The 16537-nt window shown below is 70.2% G+C and carries 11 protein-coding genes; 5 read left to right on the forward strand and 6 right to left on the reverse strand.

What is annotated here, in order from left to right:
• Positions 1-15: 15 nt before the first annotated feature.
• On the reverse strand, positions 16-972 hold the full coding sequence (locus tag ACFYWS_RS20185; RefSeq protein WP_389278135.1) for a metal ABC transporter substrate-binding protein: 957 nt from the start codon (positions 970-972) through the stop codon (positions 16-18).
• 198 nt (positions 973-1170) lie between these two features.
• Here ACFYWS_RS20185 and ACFYWS_RS20190 point away from each other — a divergent pair, with 198 nt between their 5' ends.
• Positions 1171-2553 carry a glycine--tRNA ligase gene (locus ACFYWS_RS20190; RefSeq protein ID WP_389278138.1) on the forward strand — a complete coding sequence of 461 codons (1383 nt, stop codon included), beginning with the start codon at positions 1171-1173 and terminating at the stop codon, positions 2551-2553.
• Positions 2554-2622: 69 nt separating this feature from the next.
• Here ACFYWS_RS20190 and ACFYWS_RS20195 read toward each other — a convergent pair whose 3' ends face one another.
• Positions 2623-4092 (reverse strand): MFS transporter, encoded by a 1470-nt coding sequence (locus tag ACFYWS_RS20195; protein WP_389278140.1) that lies wholly within the window; start codon positions 4090-4092, stop codon positions 2623-2625.
• A 136-nt stretch (positions 4093-4228) separates the two neighbouring features.
• Entirely contained in the window at positions 4229-5656 is a 1428-nt protein-coding gene (locus tag ACFYWS_RS20200) for an MFS transporter (protein ID WP_389278143.1), read from the reverse strand.
• Between the two features lie 100 nt (positions 5657-5756).
• Between ACFYWS_RS20200 and ACFYWS_RS20205 the strand changes: the two genes are divergently transcribed.
• The 4 genes from ACFYWS_RS20205 (at position 5757) to ACFYWS_RS20220 (ending at position 12121) form a co-directional block, all read left to right on the forward strand.
• The gene (locus ACFYWS_RS20205) at positions 5757-6614 is read left to right on the forward strand and encodes a helix-turn-helix transcriptional regulator (protein ID WP_389278146.1); all 858 of its coding nucleotides are present in this window, start codon (positions 5757-5759) and stop codon (positions 6612-6614) included.
• A gap of 75 nt (positions 6615-6689) precedes the next feature.
• A complete protein-coding gene (gene dusB / locus ACFYWS_RS20210) occupies positions 6690-7817 on the forward strand; it encodes a tRNA dihydrouridine synthase DusB (protein WP_389278150.1) in 1128 nt (375 codons plus the stop codon).
• A gap of 488 nt (positions 7818-8305) precedes the next feature.
• Entirely contained in the window at positions 8306-11023 is a 2718-nt protein-coding gene (gene ppdK, locus ACFYWS_RS20215) for a pyruvate, phosphate dikinase (protein ID WP_389278153.1), read from the forward strand.
• Positions 11024-11194: 171 nt separating this feature from the next.
• Positions 11195-12121, forward strand: coding sequence for an oxidoreductase (locus ACFYWS_RS20220; protein ID WP_389278156.1), 927 nt, complete (start codon positions 11195-11197; stop codon positions 12119-12121).
• Positions 12122-12203: 82 nt separating this feature from the next.
• On the opposite strand, the gene ACFYWS_RS20225 is transcribed toward ACFYWS_RS20220, so the two are convergent.
• From ACFYWS_RS20225 to nirB, 3 genes are all read right to left on the reverse strand, one after another.
• Positions 12204-13478 carry an LPXTG cell wall anchor domain-containing protein gene (locus tag ACFYWS_RS20225; RefSeq protein ID WP_389278159.1) on the reverse strand — a complete coding sequence of 425 codons (1275 nt, stop codon included), beginning with the start codon at positions 13476-13478 and terminating at the stop codon, positions 12204-12206.
• Positions 13479-13667: 189 nt separating this feature from the next.
• A complete protein-coding gene (nirD, locus tag ACFYWS_RS20230; RefSeq protein ID WP_389278162.1) occupies positions 13668-14012 on the reverse strand; it encodes a nitrite reductase small subunit NirD in 345 nt (114 codons plus the stop codon).
• Positions 14009-16537, reverse strand: coding sequence for a nitrite reductase large subunit NirB (gene nirB, locus ACFYWS_RS20235; RefSeq protein ID WP_389278165.1), 2529 nt, complete (start codon positions 16535-16537; stop codon positions 14009-14011). Before nirB ends, nirD begins: the two co-directional genes overlap by 4 nt.

The raw sequence follows: 16537 nt of genomic DNA on the forward strand, positions 1-16537 counted from the left end.
CGCCCTCCTCCGGGGTCACTTGGCGCCCAGTGCCTTCTGCAGCGCCGCCAGGTTCGACTCCATGACCGCGATGTAGTCGTCGCCCTTGGACTTCTTCGTGATGCCCTCGATCGGGTCGAGCACATCGGTCTTGAGCTTCGCGTCGCCCGCGAGGGTCTTGGCCGTCTTGTCGCTGACGAGCGTCTCGTAGAAGACGGTGTTGACCCCGTCGTGCTTCGCCAGCTTCTGGAGCTGCTTGACGCGGGCGGCGCTGGGCTCGCTCTCCGGGTCCAGGCCGTTGATGGCCTCCTCGGTGAGGCCGTAGCGTTCGGCGAGGTAGCCGAAGGCGGCGTGCGTGGTGATGAAGGTCGAGGACTTGGTGTCCTTGAGGCCCTTCTCGAACTCGGTGTTCAGCTGGTCGAGGTCCCCGACGACGGCCTTGGTGTTCTTCTTGTAGTCGGCCGCGTGGTCCGGGTCGGCCTTCTGGAGTGCCTTGCCGACGCCCTCGGCGACCTCGGCGTACTTCACCGGGTCGAGCCAGATGTGGGGGTCGGCCGCTTCCTCGTCGTGGGTTTCCTCGCCGTGCCCGTGGTCGTGGCCGTCGACCTCGGTGCCGTGCTTCTCGAGGGCGGTCAGGGAGCCCGCGTCGATCTTCGTCTTGATGTCCGACTGGTCGATGGCCTCGTCCACGGAGGGCTGCAGGCCCTTCAGGGAGACGGCGACGTCGGACTCCTCCAGCTGGGCGCGCTGCTGGGCGCTGACCTCCAGGTCGTGCGGCTCCTGGCCGGGCTCCGTCAGGTTCGTGACGTCGACGTGGTCACCGCCGATCCGCTCGGCGAGGTACTGCATCGGATAGAACGACGCGACGACGCTCAGCTTGTCGCCGCTCCCCTTGTCCTCCGCGGCAGAGCTGCCGCACGCGGTCAGGGCGCCGAGACCGAGGGCGGTGGCGGCGGCGACGGGTATCAGGCGGCGGGATCGTCGTACGTTCATGACAGTCATTTTCAACAAAACTGGAAACGGTTGTCAACAAAGCGTCCGTCGAGGTCTTCCGAGGTCTTCGTCACACTCGGTCCCGCTCTGTCCAGAGAACCGATTTGGTTCGGGGGGTGGGCCCGCCGGTAACCTAAAAGCTTCGCTCCCGGAGCGCGTATCCAGCGCGCTCACCGTCGTCGTAATGAAGAGAGCACCGTGGCCGCCGACAAGATCGACACCATCGTCAGCCTCAGCAAGCGCCGTGGCTTCGTCTACCCCTGCAGCGAGATCTACGGTGGTCAGCGCGCCGCCTGGGACTACGGGCCGCTGGGCGTGGAACTGAAGGAGAACCTCAAGCGCCAGTGGTGGCGCTACATGGTCACTTCGCGCGAGGACGTCGTCGGTATCGACTCGTCCGTGATCCTGGCGACCGAGGTCTGGCAGGCCTCCGGCCACGTCGCCACGTTCACCGACCCGCTCACCGAGTGCACCTCCTGCCACAAGCGGTTCCGCGCGGACCACCTGGAAGAGGCGTACGAGGCGAAGAAGGGCCGGCTCCCCGAGAACGGCCTCGCCGACCTCTCCTGCCCCAACTGCGGCAACAAGGGCACGTTCACCGAGCCCAAGCAGTTCTCCGGCCTGCTCTCCACGCACCTCGGCCCGACGCAGGACAGCGGCTCCGTCGCCTACCTGCGCCCCGAGACCGCGCAGGGCATCTTCACCAACTTCAGCCAGGTGCAGACGACTTCGCGCCGCAAGCCGCCCTTCGGCATCGCGCAGACGGGCAAGTCGTTCCGCAACGAGATCACGCCCGGCAACTTCATCTTCCGCACCCGCGAGTTCGAGCAGATGGAGATGGAGTTCTTCGTCAAGCCGGGCGAGGACGAGGCGTGGCAGGAGTACTGGATGGAGCAGCGCTGGAACTGGTACACGGGCCTCGGCATGCGCGAGGAGAACATGCGCTGGTTCGAGCACCCGAAGGAGAAGCTCTCCCACTACTCGAAGCGCACCGCTGACATCGAGTACCGCTTCAGCTTCGGCGGCAGCGAGTGGGGCGAGCTCGAGGGCGTCGCCAACCGCACCGACTACGACCTGTCCGCGCACTCCAAGGCCTCCGGCCAGGACCTCTCCTACTTCGACCAGGAGAAGGGCGAGCGCTACACGCCGTACGTCATCGAGCCCGCGGCCGGTCTCGGCCGCGCGATGCTCGCCTTCATGCTGGACGCGTACGTCGAGGACGAGGCGCCCAACGCCAAGGGCAAGATGGAGAAGCGCACGGTCATGCGCTTCGACCACCGCCTCGCCCCGGTGAAGGTCGCGGTCCTCCCGCTGTCCCGCAACCCGGAGCTCTCGCCGAAGGCGAAGGGCCTCGCGCAGGCGCTGCGGCAGAACTGGAACATCGACTTCGACGACGCCGGCGCGATCGGCCGTCGTTACCGTCGTCAGGACGAGATCGGTACGCCGTTCTGCGTCACGGTCGACTTCGACACGCTCGACGACAACGCGGTGACCGTGCGCGAGCGCGACACCATGAAGCAGGAGCGGGTGTCGCTCGACCAGATCGAGGGGTACCTCGCGGCGCGGCTCGTCGGCTGCTGACCCGAGCGTTTCCGGCCCGGTCCACCTGTGGGTGGGCCGGGCTTTCGCGTTCCGCGGGCGCCGCGGAGCTCACGACCGGGTGGCGGCCTCCGTGATCGCGGCGTCCTCCGCGTCCTCAAGGCGCTCCGCCGTCCGGCGTGCCGTCTCCCGGGCCCAGTGGCCGCTGGTCAGCGCGCCGAGGACGAGGACCGCGAGGCCGCAGCCCGCGATGATCCACCAGCAGGCCCGGCCGGCCTCGACGAAGGACTTCGCGTACGAGGATTCCGCGACGCCCGAGGCGAGTACCGCGCCGATCACCGCGACGCCCAGGGTCTGGCCGATCTGGCGGCTGGTGGAGGCCACCGCCGCCGCGACGCCCGCCTGGGCGCGCGGCATCCCGGAGACCGCGGTGTTGGTGATCGGGGCGTTCACGAAGCCGAAGCCGATGCCGAACAGGACGTAGCCGATGAAGAGCGTGACGTTCGAGGTCTCCGCGTCGAACACCGCGAAGAGGACGCCGCTCGCCGTCATCGTCACGCCCGCGACGAGGAGCGGGAGACGCGGGCCGCGGCTGCCGACGAGCCGCCCGGACAGCGGGGCGCACACCAGCGTCATCGCCGCCATCGGCAGCATCCACAGGCCCGCGTGCAGCGCGTCCAGGCCGCGTACGTCCTGGAGGTAGAGGGTGGAGAGGAACAGGAATCCGCCGAGCGCCGCGAAGCCGCAGATCGCGATCACGGTGGCGCCGCTGAACGGGGCCGAGCGGAAGAACCGCAGGTCGATGAGGGGTTCCTCGCGGCGCGGCTCGTAGAGCAGGATGCCGATCAGGGACGCCGCCGCGATCGCCGCGAAGAGCAGGATCCGCACCGAGGTCCAGCCCGCGTCGGGCGCCTCGATGATCGCGTACGTGAGCGATCCGAGCAGCGCGATGATCAGGACCTGGCCGACCGGGTCGGGGCGGCGGGCCTTCGGGGCGCGGGACTCGGGGACGTAGCGGATGGTGAGCAGGAGCGCGGCGAGGCCGACCGGCAGGTTGATCCAGAAGATCGAGCGCCAGCCGACCGAGTCCACGAGCACCCCGCCGACCAGCGGGCCCGCGGCCATCGAGATGCCGACGACGCCGCCCCACACGCCGATGGCGCGGGCGCGTTCGCGCGGGTCCGTGAAGGTGTTCGTGATGATCGACATCGCGACGGGGTTGAGCATCGAGCCGCCGACGGCCTGCAGCATCCGGAACGCGACCAGGGCCTCCAGGCTCGGCGCGAGCGAGCAGGCCACGGACGCGACCGTGAAGACGGTCAGGCCGATCGTGAAGACCTTGCGCCGCCCGATCCGGTCGGCGGTCGAACCGGCCAGCATCAGCAGCGCCGCGAGGACCAGCGTGTAGGCGTCGATCGTCCACTGCATGCCCGAGAGCGTGGCGTCGAAGTCCTTCGCCATGGAGGGGAGGGCGACGTTCAGGACGGTGTTGTCGAGGCTGACGATCAGCAGGCTCATGCAGCAGATCGCCAGGACGAGCATCCGCCTGCGGTGGGTCAGGTTTTGTCGTGCATCGGGCATGTGTCCGACGGTAGCCGGATCCGCTGTGAGCGGGAACGTGCGGTGGGCCGGGCACATCAAGCCCCGCCGTCGGACGAGAGCCGGCGGGGTCCGGGGCGGAGCCCCGTGCGGTCGGGGCGAGAGGCCTCGGGCGACCTCAGCCAAGCCCCCGCGGCAACCGCAACGCCAGCACCGCCAACCCGGCCAACCCCACCGCCTGCACCGCGAACACCACCACGAGCGCCACCCGCATCCCCGCCCCCGGCACCAACGCCAGGAACAGAGACCCCAGCGTGGCCACGCCCACCGCAAGGCACGCCTGCTGCACCGTCGCCGCAAGCCCACTGCCCGCCCCCGCACGCGCCGCAGGCACCGCGCCGAGGACGATCCGGTAGTAGAGCGGGAGCTGGAGGCCGGTGCCGATGCCGGTGAGGGCGAGCGCCGGCGCGAGCAGCAGCGGAGTGATCCGGTCCCATGGCACCCACAGCGCGGTGAGGGCGAACGCGGCGAGCCCCGCGATATGCGCCACGGCGCTCACCACCAGCGTCCGCGAGCCGAGCCTCGCCGCGAGCCGGGGCGCGAGCGTCGACGCCGCGAACTGCGTCACGCCCATCGGAACCAGCGTCAGCCCCGCCTTCAACGGGCCGTAGCGCAGGCCCTGTTGGAGGGTGACGGCGGTGACGAACATCCAGCTCGCGAACCCGATGAAGACCGGCAGCCCGAGCACGATGCCGCGCCGCACCGCAGGCGCCGCCACCAGCGAGGGCGGCAGCAGCGGGCTCCCGCCGGAGCGCTCGGCGCGCCGCTCCACCGCCACGAACGCCAGGACCAGGAACGGCGTCGCGGCCAGCGAGAGGACCGACCACACCGGCCAGCCCGTCGCCCGCCCCTCCGTCAGCGGCAGCAGCAGCGCGATCAGCGACGCGGCGAGCAGGGCCGTGCCCGCGAGGTCGCCGCGTGCGGGCCGCTCGGCGCGGCTGTCCGGCACGGCGCGTACGGCGAGCAGGAGGGCGAGGACGACGACCGGCACGTTCACGAGGAACACCGCGCGCCAGCCGGTGCCGAACACGTCGGCGGCCACCAGGAGACCGCCCGCCACCTGCCCGAGCACGATGCTGACGCCGCCCACGGACCCGTACAGGGACACCGCCCGGTTCCTGCGCTCCCCGCTCGTCGTGGCGTGGATGGTGGCGAGGACCTGCGGCAGCATCAGCGCGGACGCGGCGCCCTGTGCGACCCGGGCGCCGACCAGGGCCCAGACGTCCGGCGCGAGCCCGCAGGCCAGGGAGGTGAGCCCGAAGGCGGCGACCCCGGCGAGGAACAGCCGCCTGCGCCCGAACGTGTCGCCGAGCCGGCCGCCGAGCACGAGCAGCACGGCGTACGAGACCGCGTAGCCGGCGACGACCATCTCCAGGCCGGCGGCGGAGGCGTTCAGGTCCCGCTCGATGCTGGGGAGGGCGACGTTCACGATGAAGAAGTCGATCATCGGCAGGGCGGCGCCGAGGAGGACGGTGAGCAGGCCGACGCGGCCGAGGTGGGGTGCGGCCGGTACGGGTGGTGCGGTGGGGGTTTCGAGGACGGTCATGGGGCGAGCATCGCCGGGCGCTCAGCCTGGTACCAGAGTCTCTTCATCCTGTTACAGGCTGTACCTGGCAACCGGATGGGCGCCGGGGCATCCTGGTGGCATGTCGACCCGTCCCGTCTCCGACGATCCTCGCCGCACCGAACTCGCCGCGTTCCTGCGCAGCCGCCGCGAGCGGATCCAGCCGGAGCGGGCCGGACTGCCGCGCACCGCGCGCCGCCGCACCCCGGGCCTGCGCCGCGAGGAGGTCGCGCACCTCTCCGCGGTCGGTGTCACCTGGTACACGTGGCTGGAGCAGGGCCGCGCGATCAACGTGTCGCCCGGCGTCCTCGACGCGATCGCCCGCGCCCTCCAGATGGACCCGACCGAGCGCGCCCACGCCTTCGCGCTCGCGGGCACCACCGACCCGCACGCGGAGACCGTCTGCCCGGCCGTCACACCGACGATGCTGCGCCTCATGGAGACCCTGGCCCCCTTCCCGGCGTCCCTGCAGAACGCCCGCTACGACGTGATCGCCGCCAACCGCCACTACGCCGACGTCTTCGGCGACCCCGCCGAACTCGCCCCCGACGAGCGCAACTGCATGTGGCTGCTCGCCATGAGCGACCGGTGGCGCGAGCAGTTCCTCGACCGCGACGAGATGCTGCGCGACCTGGCCGCCAAGTACCGCACGTCGATGGCCGAGCACGTCGCCGAACCCGCCTGGAAGGCGCGGGTGGCCCGGCTCCTGGAGGCGTCGGCGGAGTTCCGCGCCATCTGGGAGCGGCACGAGGTCGCGCCGACGGCCCCGCACGTCAAGCGGTACCGGCACCCCGAGGTGGGGCTGCTGCGCCTGGAGCACCGCAACCTGTGGCTGTCGCCGGAGAACAGCGGGTACCGCCTGGTCGCGTACGTTCCCGCGGACGAGGAGACAGCGGAACGCCTGGAGAAACTGGCGGCCTCGGCAGCCGTGCCGGGCTGAGCGGTCAGTGAGGGGCATCAGTGAGGGACAATGGACGCTTGCCCCCACCCCTCGTCCGTCCCGGAGAGCCCTGAGATGTCCGCTCTGACCATCGGCCCCCACCAGGTGCAGCCCCCCGTGGTGCTCGCACCCATGGCAGGCATCACGAACGCGCCGTTCCGCACCCTGTGCAGGGAGTTCTCCGGCGGCAAGGGCCTGTTCGTGAGCGAGATGATCACGACGCGGGCGCTGGTCGAGCGCAACGAGAAGACCATGCAGCTCATTCACTTCGACGAGAGTGAGAAGCCGCGGTCCATCCAGCTCTACGGGGTCGACCCGGCCACCGTCGGCAAGGCCGTCCGCATGATCGCGGAGGAGGACCTGGCCGACCACATCGACCTGAACTTCGGCTGCCCGGTCCCGAAGGTGACGCGCAAGGGCGGCGGGTCCGCTCTTCCGTACAAGCGTCCTCTGCTGCGCGCGATCCTGAAGGAAGCCGTGTCCGGGGCGGGCGACCTCCCGGTCACGATGAAGATGCGCAAGGGCATCGACGACGACCACATCACGTTCCTCGACGCGGGCCGGATCGCGGTCGAGGAGGGCGTCACGGCGATCGCGCTGCACGGGCGTACGGCGGCCGAGCACTACGGCGGCACGGCGGACTGGGACGCGATCGCGCGCCTGAAGGAGCACGTCCCGGAGATCCCCGTGCTCGGCAACGGCGACATCTGGTCGGCGGACGACGCGCTGCGCATGGTCCGCGAGACCGGGGTCGACGGGGTGGTCGTGGGACGCGGCTGCCTGGGGCGGCCGTGGCTGTTCGCGGACCTGGTGGCGGCGTTCGAGGGCCGCGAGGAGCGGGTCCGGCCGACGCTGCGGGTGGTGGCCGACGCGATGGTGCGGCACGCGTCGCTGCTCGGTGAGTGGATCGGTGACGAGTCGCGCGGCGTCATCGACTTCCGTAAGCACGTGGCCTGGTACCTGAAGGGCTTCGCGGTCGGCTCCGAGATGCGCAAGCGTCTTGCCATCACGTCGTCGCTGGAGGAACTCCGTTCCGGGCTCGACGAGCTGGACCTCGACCAGGGGTGGCCCGCGGGCGCCGACGGGCCGCGCGGGCGTACGTCGGGCAATGGCCGCGTGGTCCTGCCGGACGGGTGGCTGAAGGATCCGTACGACTGCGCGGGTGTCTCGGCGGACGCGGAACTGGACACGTCTGGGGGCTGACCGGTCTCTGTCGACCGGCGCCGTCGTCACGGCCGCGGGGCTCTGCCCCGGACCCCGCTGCTCAATCGCCGCAGGGGCTCAATAGCCCCTGCGGCATGTCCGCATGTTGGTACGGGGGCGTCCGGGAGCCGTTCTGAGCGGCGTGATTCTCGCCACCTCTGATCGGGGTTGCGCTCAGATGAGCAATTGAAGCCTGTCTGCACTTCTCCAAGCCCTGGCACTCAGTGCCACCGTTCGATCATTTACGACCTGAACGCACAAACGAGCAGAGTCCGCTCATGTGAGCGTTGAGCGGGGTCTACGGGGGTAGTGCTTTCAAGTAGTGAATGAGTGGGTGAGAGGGTCTCACCCCCGCCATCGCTTTCGATCTCCTGGCGGACGGGTGGTTACGCCCATATGACAGCTGAGTGGACGTACCCATGGGCCTTGGATCTGGGTATGTTCCTCGCCGTCAGGGCAGCCACCCGAGCCTCGAGGAGTCGAGACCCGTGTCGGAAAACAAAGATCCTCAGGTAGCGAAGTTCGTTTACGACTTCACCGAGGGGAACAAGAACCTCAAGGACCTCCTCGGCGGCAAGGGTGCGAACCTCGCCGAGATGACCAACCTGGGCCTTCCCGTTCCTCCGGGCTTCACGATCACCACCGAGGCCTGCAAGGTCTACCTCGACAGCGGCGAGGAGCCGGTGGCACTCCGTGACGAGGTCAGTTCGCACCTCGACGCGCTCGAGAAGAAGATGGGGAAGAAGCTCGGCCAGGCCGACAACCCCCTTCTGGTGTCGGTCCGTTCGGGCGCGAAGTTCTCCATGCCCGGCATGATGGACACCGTCCTCAACATCGGTCTCTCCGACAAGTCGGTGCAGGGCCTCGCCAAGCAGGCGGGCGACGACCGCTTCGCGTGGGACTCGTACCGCCGCCTCATCCAGATGTTCGGCAAGACCGTCCTGGACGTCGACGGCGAGCTCTTCGAGGACGCGCTGGAGAAGGCCAAGGAGGCGAAGAAGGTCACGGTCGACACCGACCTGGACGCCGCCGACCTCAAGAAGCTCGTCACGCGCTTCAAGAAGATCGTCAAGACCGAGGCCGGGCGCGACTTCCCGCAGGACCCGCGCGAGCAGATGGACCTGGCCATAAACGCGGTCTTCGAGTCGTGGAACACCGACCGCGCCAAGCTGTACCGCCGCCAGGAGCGCATCCCCGGCGACCTCGGCACGGCGGTCAACGTGTGCTCGATGGTCTTCGGCAACCTCGGCCCCGACTCCGGCACGGGCGTCGCGTTCACCCGCGACCCGGCCTCGGGACACCAGGGCGTCTACGGCGACTACCTGCAGAACGCCCAGGGCGAGGACGTCGTCGCCGGCATCCGCAACACCGTGCCGCTCGCCGAGCTGGAGCAGATCGACAAGAAGTCGTACGACCAGCTCATGCAGATCATGGAGACCCTTGAGAACCACTACAAGGATCTCTGTGACATCGAATTCACCATCGAGCGCGGCCAGTTGTGGATGCTCCAGACCCGCGTCGGCAAGCGGACGGCGGGCGCTGCCTTCCGGATCGCGACCCAGCTCGTGGACCAGGGACTCATCGACGAGGCCGAGGCCCTCCAGCGGGTCACCGGCGCGCAGCTCGCGCAGCTGATGTTCCCGCGCTTCGACGACGAGGCGAAGGTGGAGCTGCTCGGCCGCGGCATCGCCGCCTCCCCGGGCGCGGCGGTCGGCAAGGCGGTCTTCGACTCGTACACCGCCATCAAGTGGTCGCGCTCCGGCGAGAAGGTCATCCTGATCCGCCGCGAGACCAACCCCGACGACCTCGACGGCATGATCGCCTGCGAGGGCATCCTCACGTCGCGCGGCGGCAAGACCTCGCACGCGGCCGTCGTCGCCCGCGGCATGGGCAAGACCTGTGTCTGCGGCGCCGAGGACCTCGAAGTCGACACCAAGCGCCGCCGGATGACCATCGGCGAGACCGTCGTCGAGGAGGGCGACGTCGTCTCCATCGACGGCTCCACCGGCAAGGTCTACCTCGGTGAGGTGCCGGTCGTGCCCTCCCCGGTCGTCGAGTACTTCGAGGGCCGGATGCACGCCGGCGCCGACGACGCCGACGAACTCGTGGGCGCCGTGCACCGGATCATGGCCTACGCGGACCGAGTACGCCGCCTGCGCGTACGCGCCAACGCCGACAACGCCGAGGACGCGCTGCGTGCTCGCCGTTTCGGCGCGCAGGGCATCGGCCTGTGCCGCACCGAGCACATGTTCCTCGGCGACCGGCGCGAGCTGGTCGAGAAGCTGATCCTCGCCGACACGGACAGCGAGCGCGAGGAGTCCCTGAAGCTGCTCCTGCCGCTCCAGAAGCAGGACTTCGTCGAGCTGTTCGAGGCGATGGACGGCCTCCCGGTCACCGTCCGCCTGCTCGACCCGCCGCTGCACGAGTTCCTGCCGGACATCACCGAGCTCTCGGTCCGTGTCGCGCTCGCCGAGTCCCGCAAGGACAACAACGAGAACGACCTGCGGCTGCTCCAGGCCGTGCACCGGCTGCACGAGCAGAACCCGATGCTGGGTCTGCGCGGTGTCCGTCTCGGCCTGGTCATCCCCGGCCTGTTCACCATGCAGGTGCGGGCCATCGCCGAGGCCGCCGCCGAGCGCAAGAACGCCAAGGGCGACCCGCGCGCCGAGATCATGATCCCGCTCGTCGGCACCGTCCAGGAGCTGGAGATCGTCCGCGAGGAGGCCGACCAGGTCATCGCGGAGGTCGAGGAGCAGACCGGCGTCAAGCTGAAGCTCGCCATCGGCACCATGATCGAGCTGCCCCGCGCCGCCCTCACGGCCGGGCAGATCGCCGAGGCGGCGCAGTTCTTCTCCTTCGGCACCAACGACCTCACGCAGACGGTCTGGGGCTTCTCCCGGGACGATGTGGAGGCTTCGTTCTTCACCGCGTACCTGGAGAAGGGGATCTTCGGCGTCAGCCCGTTCGAGACGATCGACAAGGACGGCGTCGGCTCGCTCGTGAAGTCCGCCGTCGAGGCGGGACGCGCCACGCGGCCCGACCTCAAGCTCGGCGTCTGCGGCGAGCACGGCGGCGACCCGGAGTCGGTCCACTTCTTCCACGAGGTCGGGCTCGACTACGTCTCCTGCTCCCCGTTCCGCATCCCGGTCGCCCGCCTGGAGGCCGGCCGCGCGGCCAGCACCTCGCAGGGCAGCGACCACCGCTGACCGGGAGCTGATCTCCGGGGCCGCCGCGAGTCCCCGACCTCACCGATTCGCGGCGGCCCCGGTTTCCACCAAAGGGCGGCACCCCTGTGCGGGGGGTGCCGCCCTTTTCCGTGCGTGCGTACCCTCGGTAACCCCCCCCGTAGGCGACACCCCCCGAAGGAGAGCCGATCCATGAGCGGCTGGAGCGCCACCGACATCCCCGATCAGCAGGGCCGCACGGCCGTGGTCACCGGAGCCAATACCGGCATCGGCTACGTCACCGCACGCGAACTGGCCCGCGCGGGCGCCCACGTGGTCCTGGCCTGCCGCAGCGAGCAGCGGGGTACCGCGGCCCTGGACCGGCTGACGACCGAAGTGCCGGGCGCGGACGCCGAGTTCGCCCCGCTCGACCTCGGTGATCTCGCCTCGGTGCGGGCCTTCGCCGAGGCCCGCCAGGACCGCCCGCTCGACCTCCTCGTCAACAACGCGGGCGTGATGGCCCTCCCGTACGGCCGCACCAACGACGGCTTCGAGACCCAGTTCGGCGTCAACCACCTCGGGCACTTCGCGCTGACCGGGCTGCTGCTGCCGGGGCTGCTCGCGGCGCCCGCGCCCCGCGTCGTCACCGTCTCCAGCGGGCTGCACGCCCTGTCCAACATCGACATCGCCGACCTCAACAGCGAGAAGAAGTACGGAAGGTGGGTCGCCTACGGGAGGTCCAAGACGGCCAACCTGCTGTTCGTGCACGAGCTGGCGCGCCGGGCGCGGGCGGCGGGCGCGAGCCTGGTGGCGGCCGCCGCGCACCCCGGCTACGCGGCCACGGAACTCCAGGCGCGCAGCGCGCAGATGGAGGGCCGCAAGGGCATGGAGCGGTTCTTCGAGGTCGGGAACCGGTTCTTCGGGCAGCCCGCCGCGGACGGGGCGCTGCCGACCCTGCGCGCGGCCACGGCCCCGGATGTGCGGCCCGACGACTTCTACGGACCGCGCGTGGCGATGTGGCGGGGCGCTCCGGTCAAGTCCTGGCGCGCGTCGTGGACGGTCAACGACGCGGCGGGGGAGCGGCTTTGGGCCGCGTCGGAGCAGCTGACGGGCGTGGACTTCAAGGCGCTGGACCGGTAAATGGCGCTGGACCGCCAAAGACGCCGGGCCGGCGCCCCCTCCAGCAGGGGCGCCGGCCCGACGTCGGTCAGCGGTGCGAACCTCAGCTGTTGGCGTCGGCCTTGCGGCGGCGCACCACGTACACCGCACCGGCGCCGAGCACGACGGCCGCGCCGCCCGCGAGGCCGAGCGTCGGCAGGGCGGAGGAGGAGCCGGTGGAGGCGAGGGAGCCGTCCGTGTCGGCGGAGCCGTTGCCCGAGCCGGAGTTCGCCACCGGGGAGGAGCTGCCCTGCGGCTTGGGCTTGTTGTCCTTGTCGGCGGGGGTGTCGGAGTTGCCGGCGCCGACCGGGTTGATCGTGAACTCGTAGACGGCGTAGTCGCTTACGCCGCAGCTGGCGTCCCGGTTGAAGTACGCGCCGACGGCGGCGCTGGCGCCGAAGCCGGCCGGTGCCGAGCGGTCGATCGTCAGGCGCAGCGGAAGGTCGACGTGCGCGCTCGCCTTCACGTTGGTGAACTCGCCCGCGTAGCTCTCCTGGTCGACGGTCTTCCAGGTGCCGCCCTGCTTGGACTTGAGGTGCAGCTTGCCGGAGATGTCCTTCCCGTTGGCCTTGTCGTCGGCGCCCACGCTCACGAACGGCAGCACCTCGTCGAGGGTCCGCCCGGTGCCGTTGGTCAGCCGCAGCCGGAAGTCCACCGTGGAGCCGGCGGCGATCTTCGACGGCAGGCCCGAGAGGGCGGCGTCGAGCGCGGCGCCTTCCTTGCACTGGGGGTCCGTAGGCTCGTCAGGGCCGGGCTGCTCGTCCTTCGCGTCGGCGAGGGCCTTCTCGGCGGCCTCCTTGGCGGCGCGGGTGGCCTTGACGTCCTTCTGGGCCTTGTCGAGCTGTCGCAGGAGGTCGATCCGGTTGTCGTCGACGGCCGTCCTGGCCGCGGTGACCTTGTCGTCGGCGGCGGTCTTGGCGGTGGCGGCGGTCGCGGCGGCGTCCTTGGCGGCGGCCAGTTCCTGCTCGGCCGCAGCCTTGTCCGCCTCGGCGGCGTCGGCCAGCTTCTGCTCCGCGGCGACGACGGCCGCGTCGGCGTCATCCTTCGCCTTGGTGGCGGCCTCGGCCGCCTTCTTGGCGTCGGCCACCGCGACCATGAGCGGGTGCTCCGGCGCCGTCGTGGCGTCGACCTTCTCCTCCAGGGCCTGCTCGGCGGCGACAGCCGCTCTGTACGCCTTCCGCGCCTCCTTCGCCGCCTGCCTCAACTCGGCTATGGAGGACTGCTCCTGGGTCTGCACGGCGGAGTTGGTCCCGGCGTACGCCGGAGAGACGGACAGCAGCGCCACCGGAGCGGTCACGGCGGCGACTGCGGCTGTCGCGAGAATCTGACGGATCTGCACGGGACGCCCTCTGTTCGGATCGGAGTAAGGCGCGTGTAAGCGCTGAGGAGCGAGATCCTAGAGCGGTTCGAGGGCGCCCGTGCGGGGCTTTCTGTCCTGGTGTGAGCGGTGTTCAGTGCTTACTGGAGTTGAAATATGGACAGAGTGTGAAAGTTGCTCTCTATCTCTGTGTTTTCGATGTGAGTGATATCACTGCGCCGTGTAGGTCGTGACCGTGACCCCGTCGTCGTCCAGGCACCGCCCCGTCTCCAGGTCGAACCGCTGCTTCAGCAGGGGCGACGCCACGAACGGCCGCCCCTCCGCCGAGCCCAGCAGCCCCCGCGAGAGTACGGACGCCCCGGTGAACGGGTCGGTGTTGTCGATCGCGTACACGCGGCCCGCGCGGTCCATGAAGACCGCGGCCTGCCGGCCGTCCGGCAGCAGGACGGCGACCCCGCGCCCCGCGCTCAGGCGGGACGGTTCGCACACGGCCAACAGCTCGCCGTCCACGTCGAGTCGTACGAGGGCGGTCGTCAGTTCAGGGGCGATGGTCATCGGGCGACCAGTCCTTCCAGGGGGATCAGTGGCAGCTCGGGCTTGATCTGGTCGCGCTCGGGCATGAAGCGGACCGTCGGGTCCGGGGTGTCGGGGGCGTTGACGAAGGACACGAAGCGGGAGAGGCGTTCGGGGTCGTCGATGGTCTCGGCCCACTCGTCGCGGTAGTGCGCGACGTGCGCCCGCATCAGGGCTTCGAGCTCGTCGCAGATGCCGAGCGAATCGTGCACGACGACGTCCCGTACGTGGTCGAGCCCGCCGTCGATCCGCTCCAGCCAGGCCGCCGTGCGCTCCAGGCGGTCGGCGGTGCGGACGTAGAACATCAGGAACCGGTCGATGAGCCGGATCAGTTCGGCGTCGCTCAGGTCCTGGGCGAGGAGGTCGGCGTGGCGCGGTGTCATGCCGCCGTTGCCGCCCACGTACAGGTTCCAGCCGTTCGCCGTGGCGATGACGCCGAAGTCCTTCGACTGGGCCTCCGCGCACTCGCGGGCACACCCGGAGACCGCCGACTTCAGCTTGTGCGGCGCTCGCAGGCCCCGGTAGCGCAGCTCCAGGTCGATCGCCATCTTCACCGAGTCCTGCACCCCGTAGCGGCACCAGGTCTGCCCCACGCACGACTTCACGGTCCGCAGCGCCTTGCCGTACGCGTGCCCGGACTCGAAGCCCGCGTCCACCAACCTGGCCCAGATCATGGGCAGTTGGTCGACACGCGCGCCGAACAGGTCGATGCGCTGGCCGCCCGTGATCTTCGTGTAGAGACCGAAGTCCCGCGCGACCTCCCCGATCACGATCAGCTTCTCCGGCGTGATCTCGCCGCCGGGGATCCGGGGGACGACCGAGTACGAGCCGTTCTTCTGGAGGTTGGCGAGGAAGTGGTCGTTGGTGTCCTGGAGGGCGGCCTGCTCGCCGTCCAGGACATAGCCGTCCGCGCCGATCGACGGGGCGAGCGAGGCGATGATCGAGCCGACGGTCGGTTTGCAGATCTCGCAGCCCTCGCTGCCGCGCGCCCCCTCCCGGCCGTGCTCGTCGAGGAGCTGCGCGTACGTCGTGATCCGCTTGACGCGCACGATCTCGTACAGCTGCTCGCGGGTGTGCTTGAAGCAGCCGCACAGCCCGTCGTCACCGCTCTTCGGCAGCAGCTGGCCGATGAGCTTGACGCAACTCCCGCATCCTGTACCGGCCTTGGTGCACTTCTTCACCTCGGGCAGCGAGGTGTGCTCGCAGATCGCGCCCTTGGTGACGTTGTGGCAGGAGCAGATGACGGCGTCGTCGGGCAGCGCGTCGGGGCCGAGCTGCGCGGGTGCGCCGGCGCCCGCCGGGAGGACCAGCTGCTCCGGAGCGATCGGCGGCACCGAACCGGTGAGCGCGCGCAGCGTCCCGTACGCCTCCGCGTCGCCGACGAGGATGCCGCCGAGCAGCTCGCCCTCGCCGCCGATCACGAGCTTCTTGTACGTGCCCGAGCGCGAGTCCGAGTAGACGACGTCGAGGCAGCCGTCGGTGGCGCCGTGCGCGTCGCCGAACGAGGCGACGTCGACGCCGAGCAACTTGAGCTTGGTGGAGAGGTCGGCGCCGGTGAAGGACGCCCCGGCGGACTCGTCCGCGACGGTGTCGGCGACCGTGAGCGCCATCTCGTAGCCGGGGGCCACAAGGCCGTACACCCGCCCGTCGCAGGCCTGCGCGCACTCGCCGATCGCGAAGACGTCCGGGTCGCTGGTGCGGCACCGCTCGTCGACGGTGATGCCGCCGCGCTCGCCGACGGCAAGGCCCATGTCGCGGGCCAGCTGGTCGCGGGGGCGGACGCCGGCGGAGAAGACGACGAGGTCGGTGGCCAGTTCGCTGCCGTCCGACAGCTTCATGCCGCGCACTGCTCCGGAGTCGCCGTCCGTGACGATCTCCTGGGTGCCGACGCCCGTGTGCACGTCGAGCCCCATGTCCGAGATGGTCCGCAGCAGGGCCGCGCCACCGCCCTCGTCGACCTGCACCGGCATCAGGCGAGGCGCGAACTCGACGATGTGCGTGGCCAGTCCGAGCCCTTGCAGCGCGCCCGCGGCTTCGAGCCCGAGCAGGCCGCCGCCGACCACGGCGCCGACCGTCGCGTTGCTCTTCGCGTACTCCTCGATCGCGTACAGATCCTCGATGGTCCGGTACACGAAACAGCCGGTCGCGTCCTTGCCGGGCACCGGCGGGACGAACGGGTACGAGCCGGTGGCCAGCACGAGCGTGTCGTAGGGGACCTTCAGGCCGGAGCGCGCGTGCACGGTGCGCGCCTCGCGGTCGACGACGACCGCGGGATCGCCGACGTACAGCTCGATGCCGTGCTTCTCGATGAACTCCGGGTCCGTCATGGAGAGTTCCTCGGGGGAGGTGCCCGAGAAGTACGAGGTGAGATGCACGCGGTCGTAGGCGGGGCGCGGCTCCTCGCACAGGACGACCACACGGTGCGACTCCGTGAGCCCGCGCTCGGCGGCGGCCTCCAGGAATCGCTGGCCGACCATGCCGTGGCCGATGAGAACGATGGTGGGCAT

It is taken from the genome of Streptomyces sp. NPDC002795 (assembly GCF_042888725.1).
Lineage (GTDB): Bacteria > Actinomycetota > Actinomycetes > Streptomycetales > Streptomycetaceae > Streptomyces.

What these genes read in the sequence shown, in the direction of transcription:
- ACFYWS_RS20185 (WP_389278135.1), bottom strand. Translation starts at nt 972, where the DNA reads ATGAACGTACGACGATCCCGCCGCCTGATACCCGTCGCCGCCGCCACC.
- ACFYWS_RS20195 (WP_389278140.1), bottom strand. Translation starts at nt 4,092, where the DNA reads ATGCCCGATGCACGACAAAACCTGACCCACCGCAGGCGGATGCTCGTC.
- ACFYWS_RS20200 (WP_389278143.1), bottom strand. Translation starts at nt 5,656, where the DNA reads ATGACCGTCCTCGAAACCCCCACCGCACCACCCGTACCGGCCGCACCC.
- ACFYWS_RS20205 (WP_389278146.1), top strand. Translation starts at nt 5,757, where the DNA reads ATGTCGACCCGTCCCGTCTCCGACGATCCTCGCCGCACCGAACTCGCC.
- dusB (WP_389278150.1), top strand. Translation starts at nt 6,690, where the DNA reads ATGTCCGCTCTGACCATCGGCCCCCACCAGGTGCAGCCCCCCGTGGTG.
- ACFYWS_RS20220 (WP_389278156.1), top strand. Translation starts at nt 11,195, where the DNA reads ATGAGCGGCTGGAGCGCCACCGACATCCCCGATCAGCAGGGCCGCACG.
- nirD (WP_389278162.1), bottom strand. Translation starts at nt 14,012, where the DNA reads ATGACCATCGCCCCTGAACTGACGACCGCCCTCGTACGACTCGACGTG.
- nirB (WP_389278165.1), bottom strand. Translation starts at nt 16,537, where the DNA reads ATGCCCACCATCGTTCTCATCGGCCACGGCATGGTCGGCCAGCGATTC.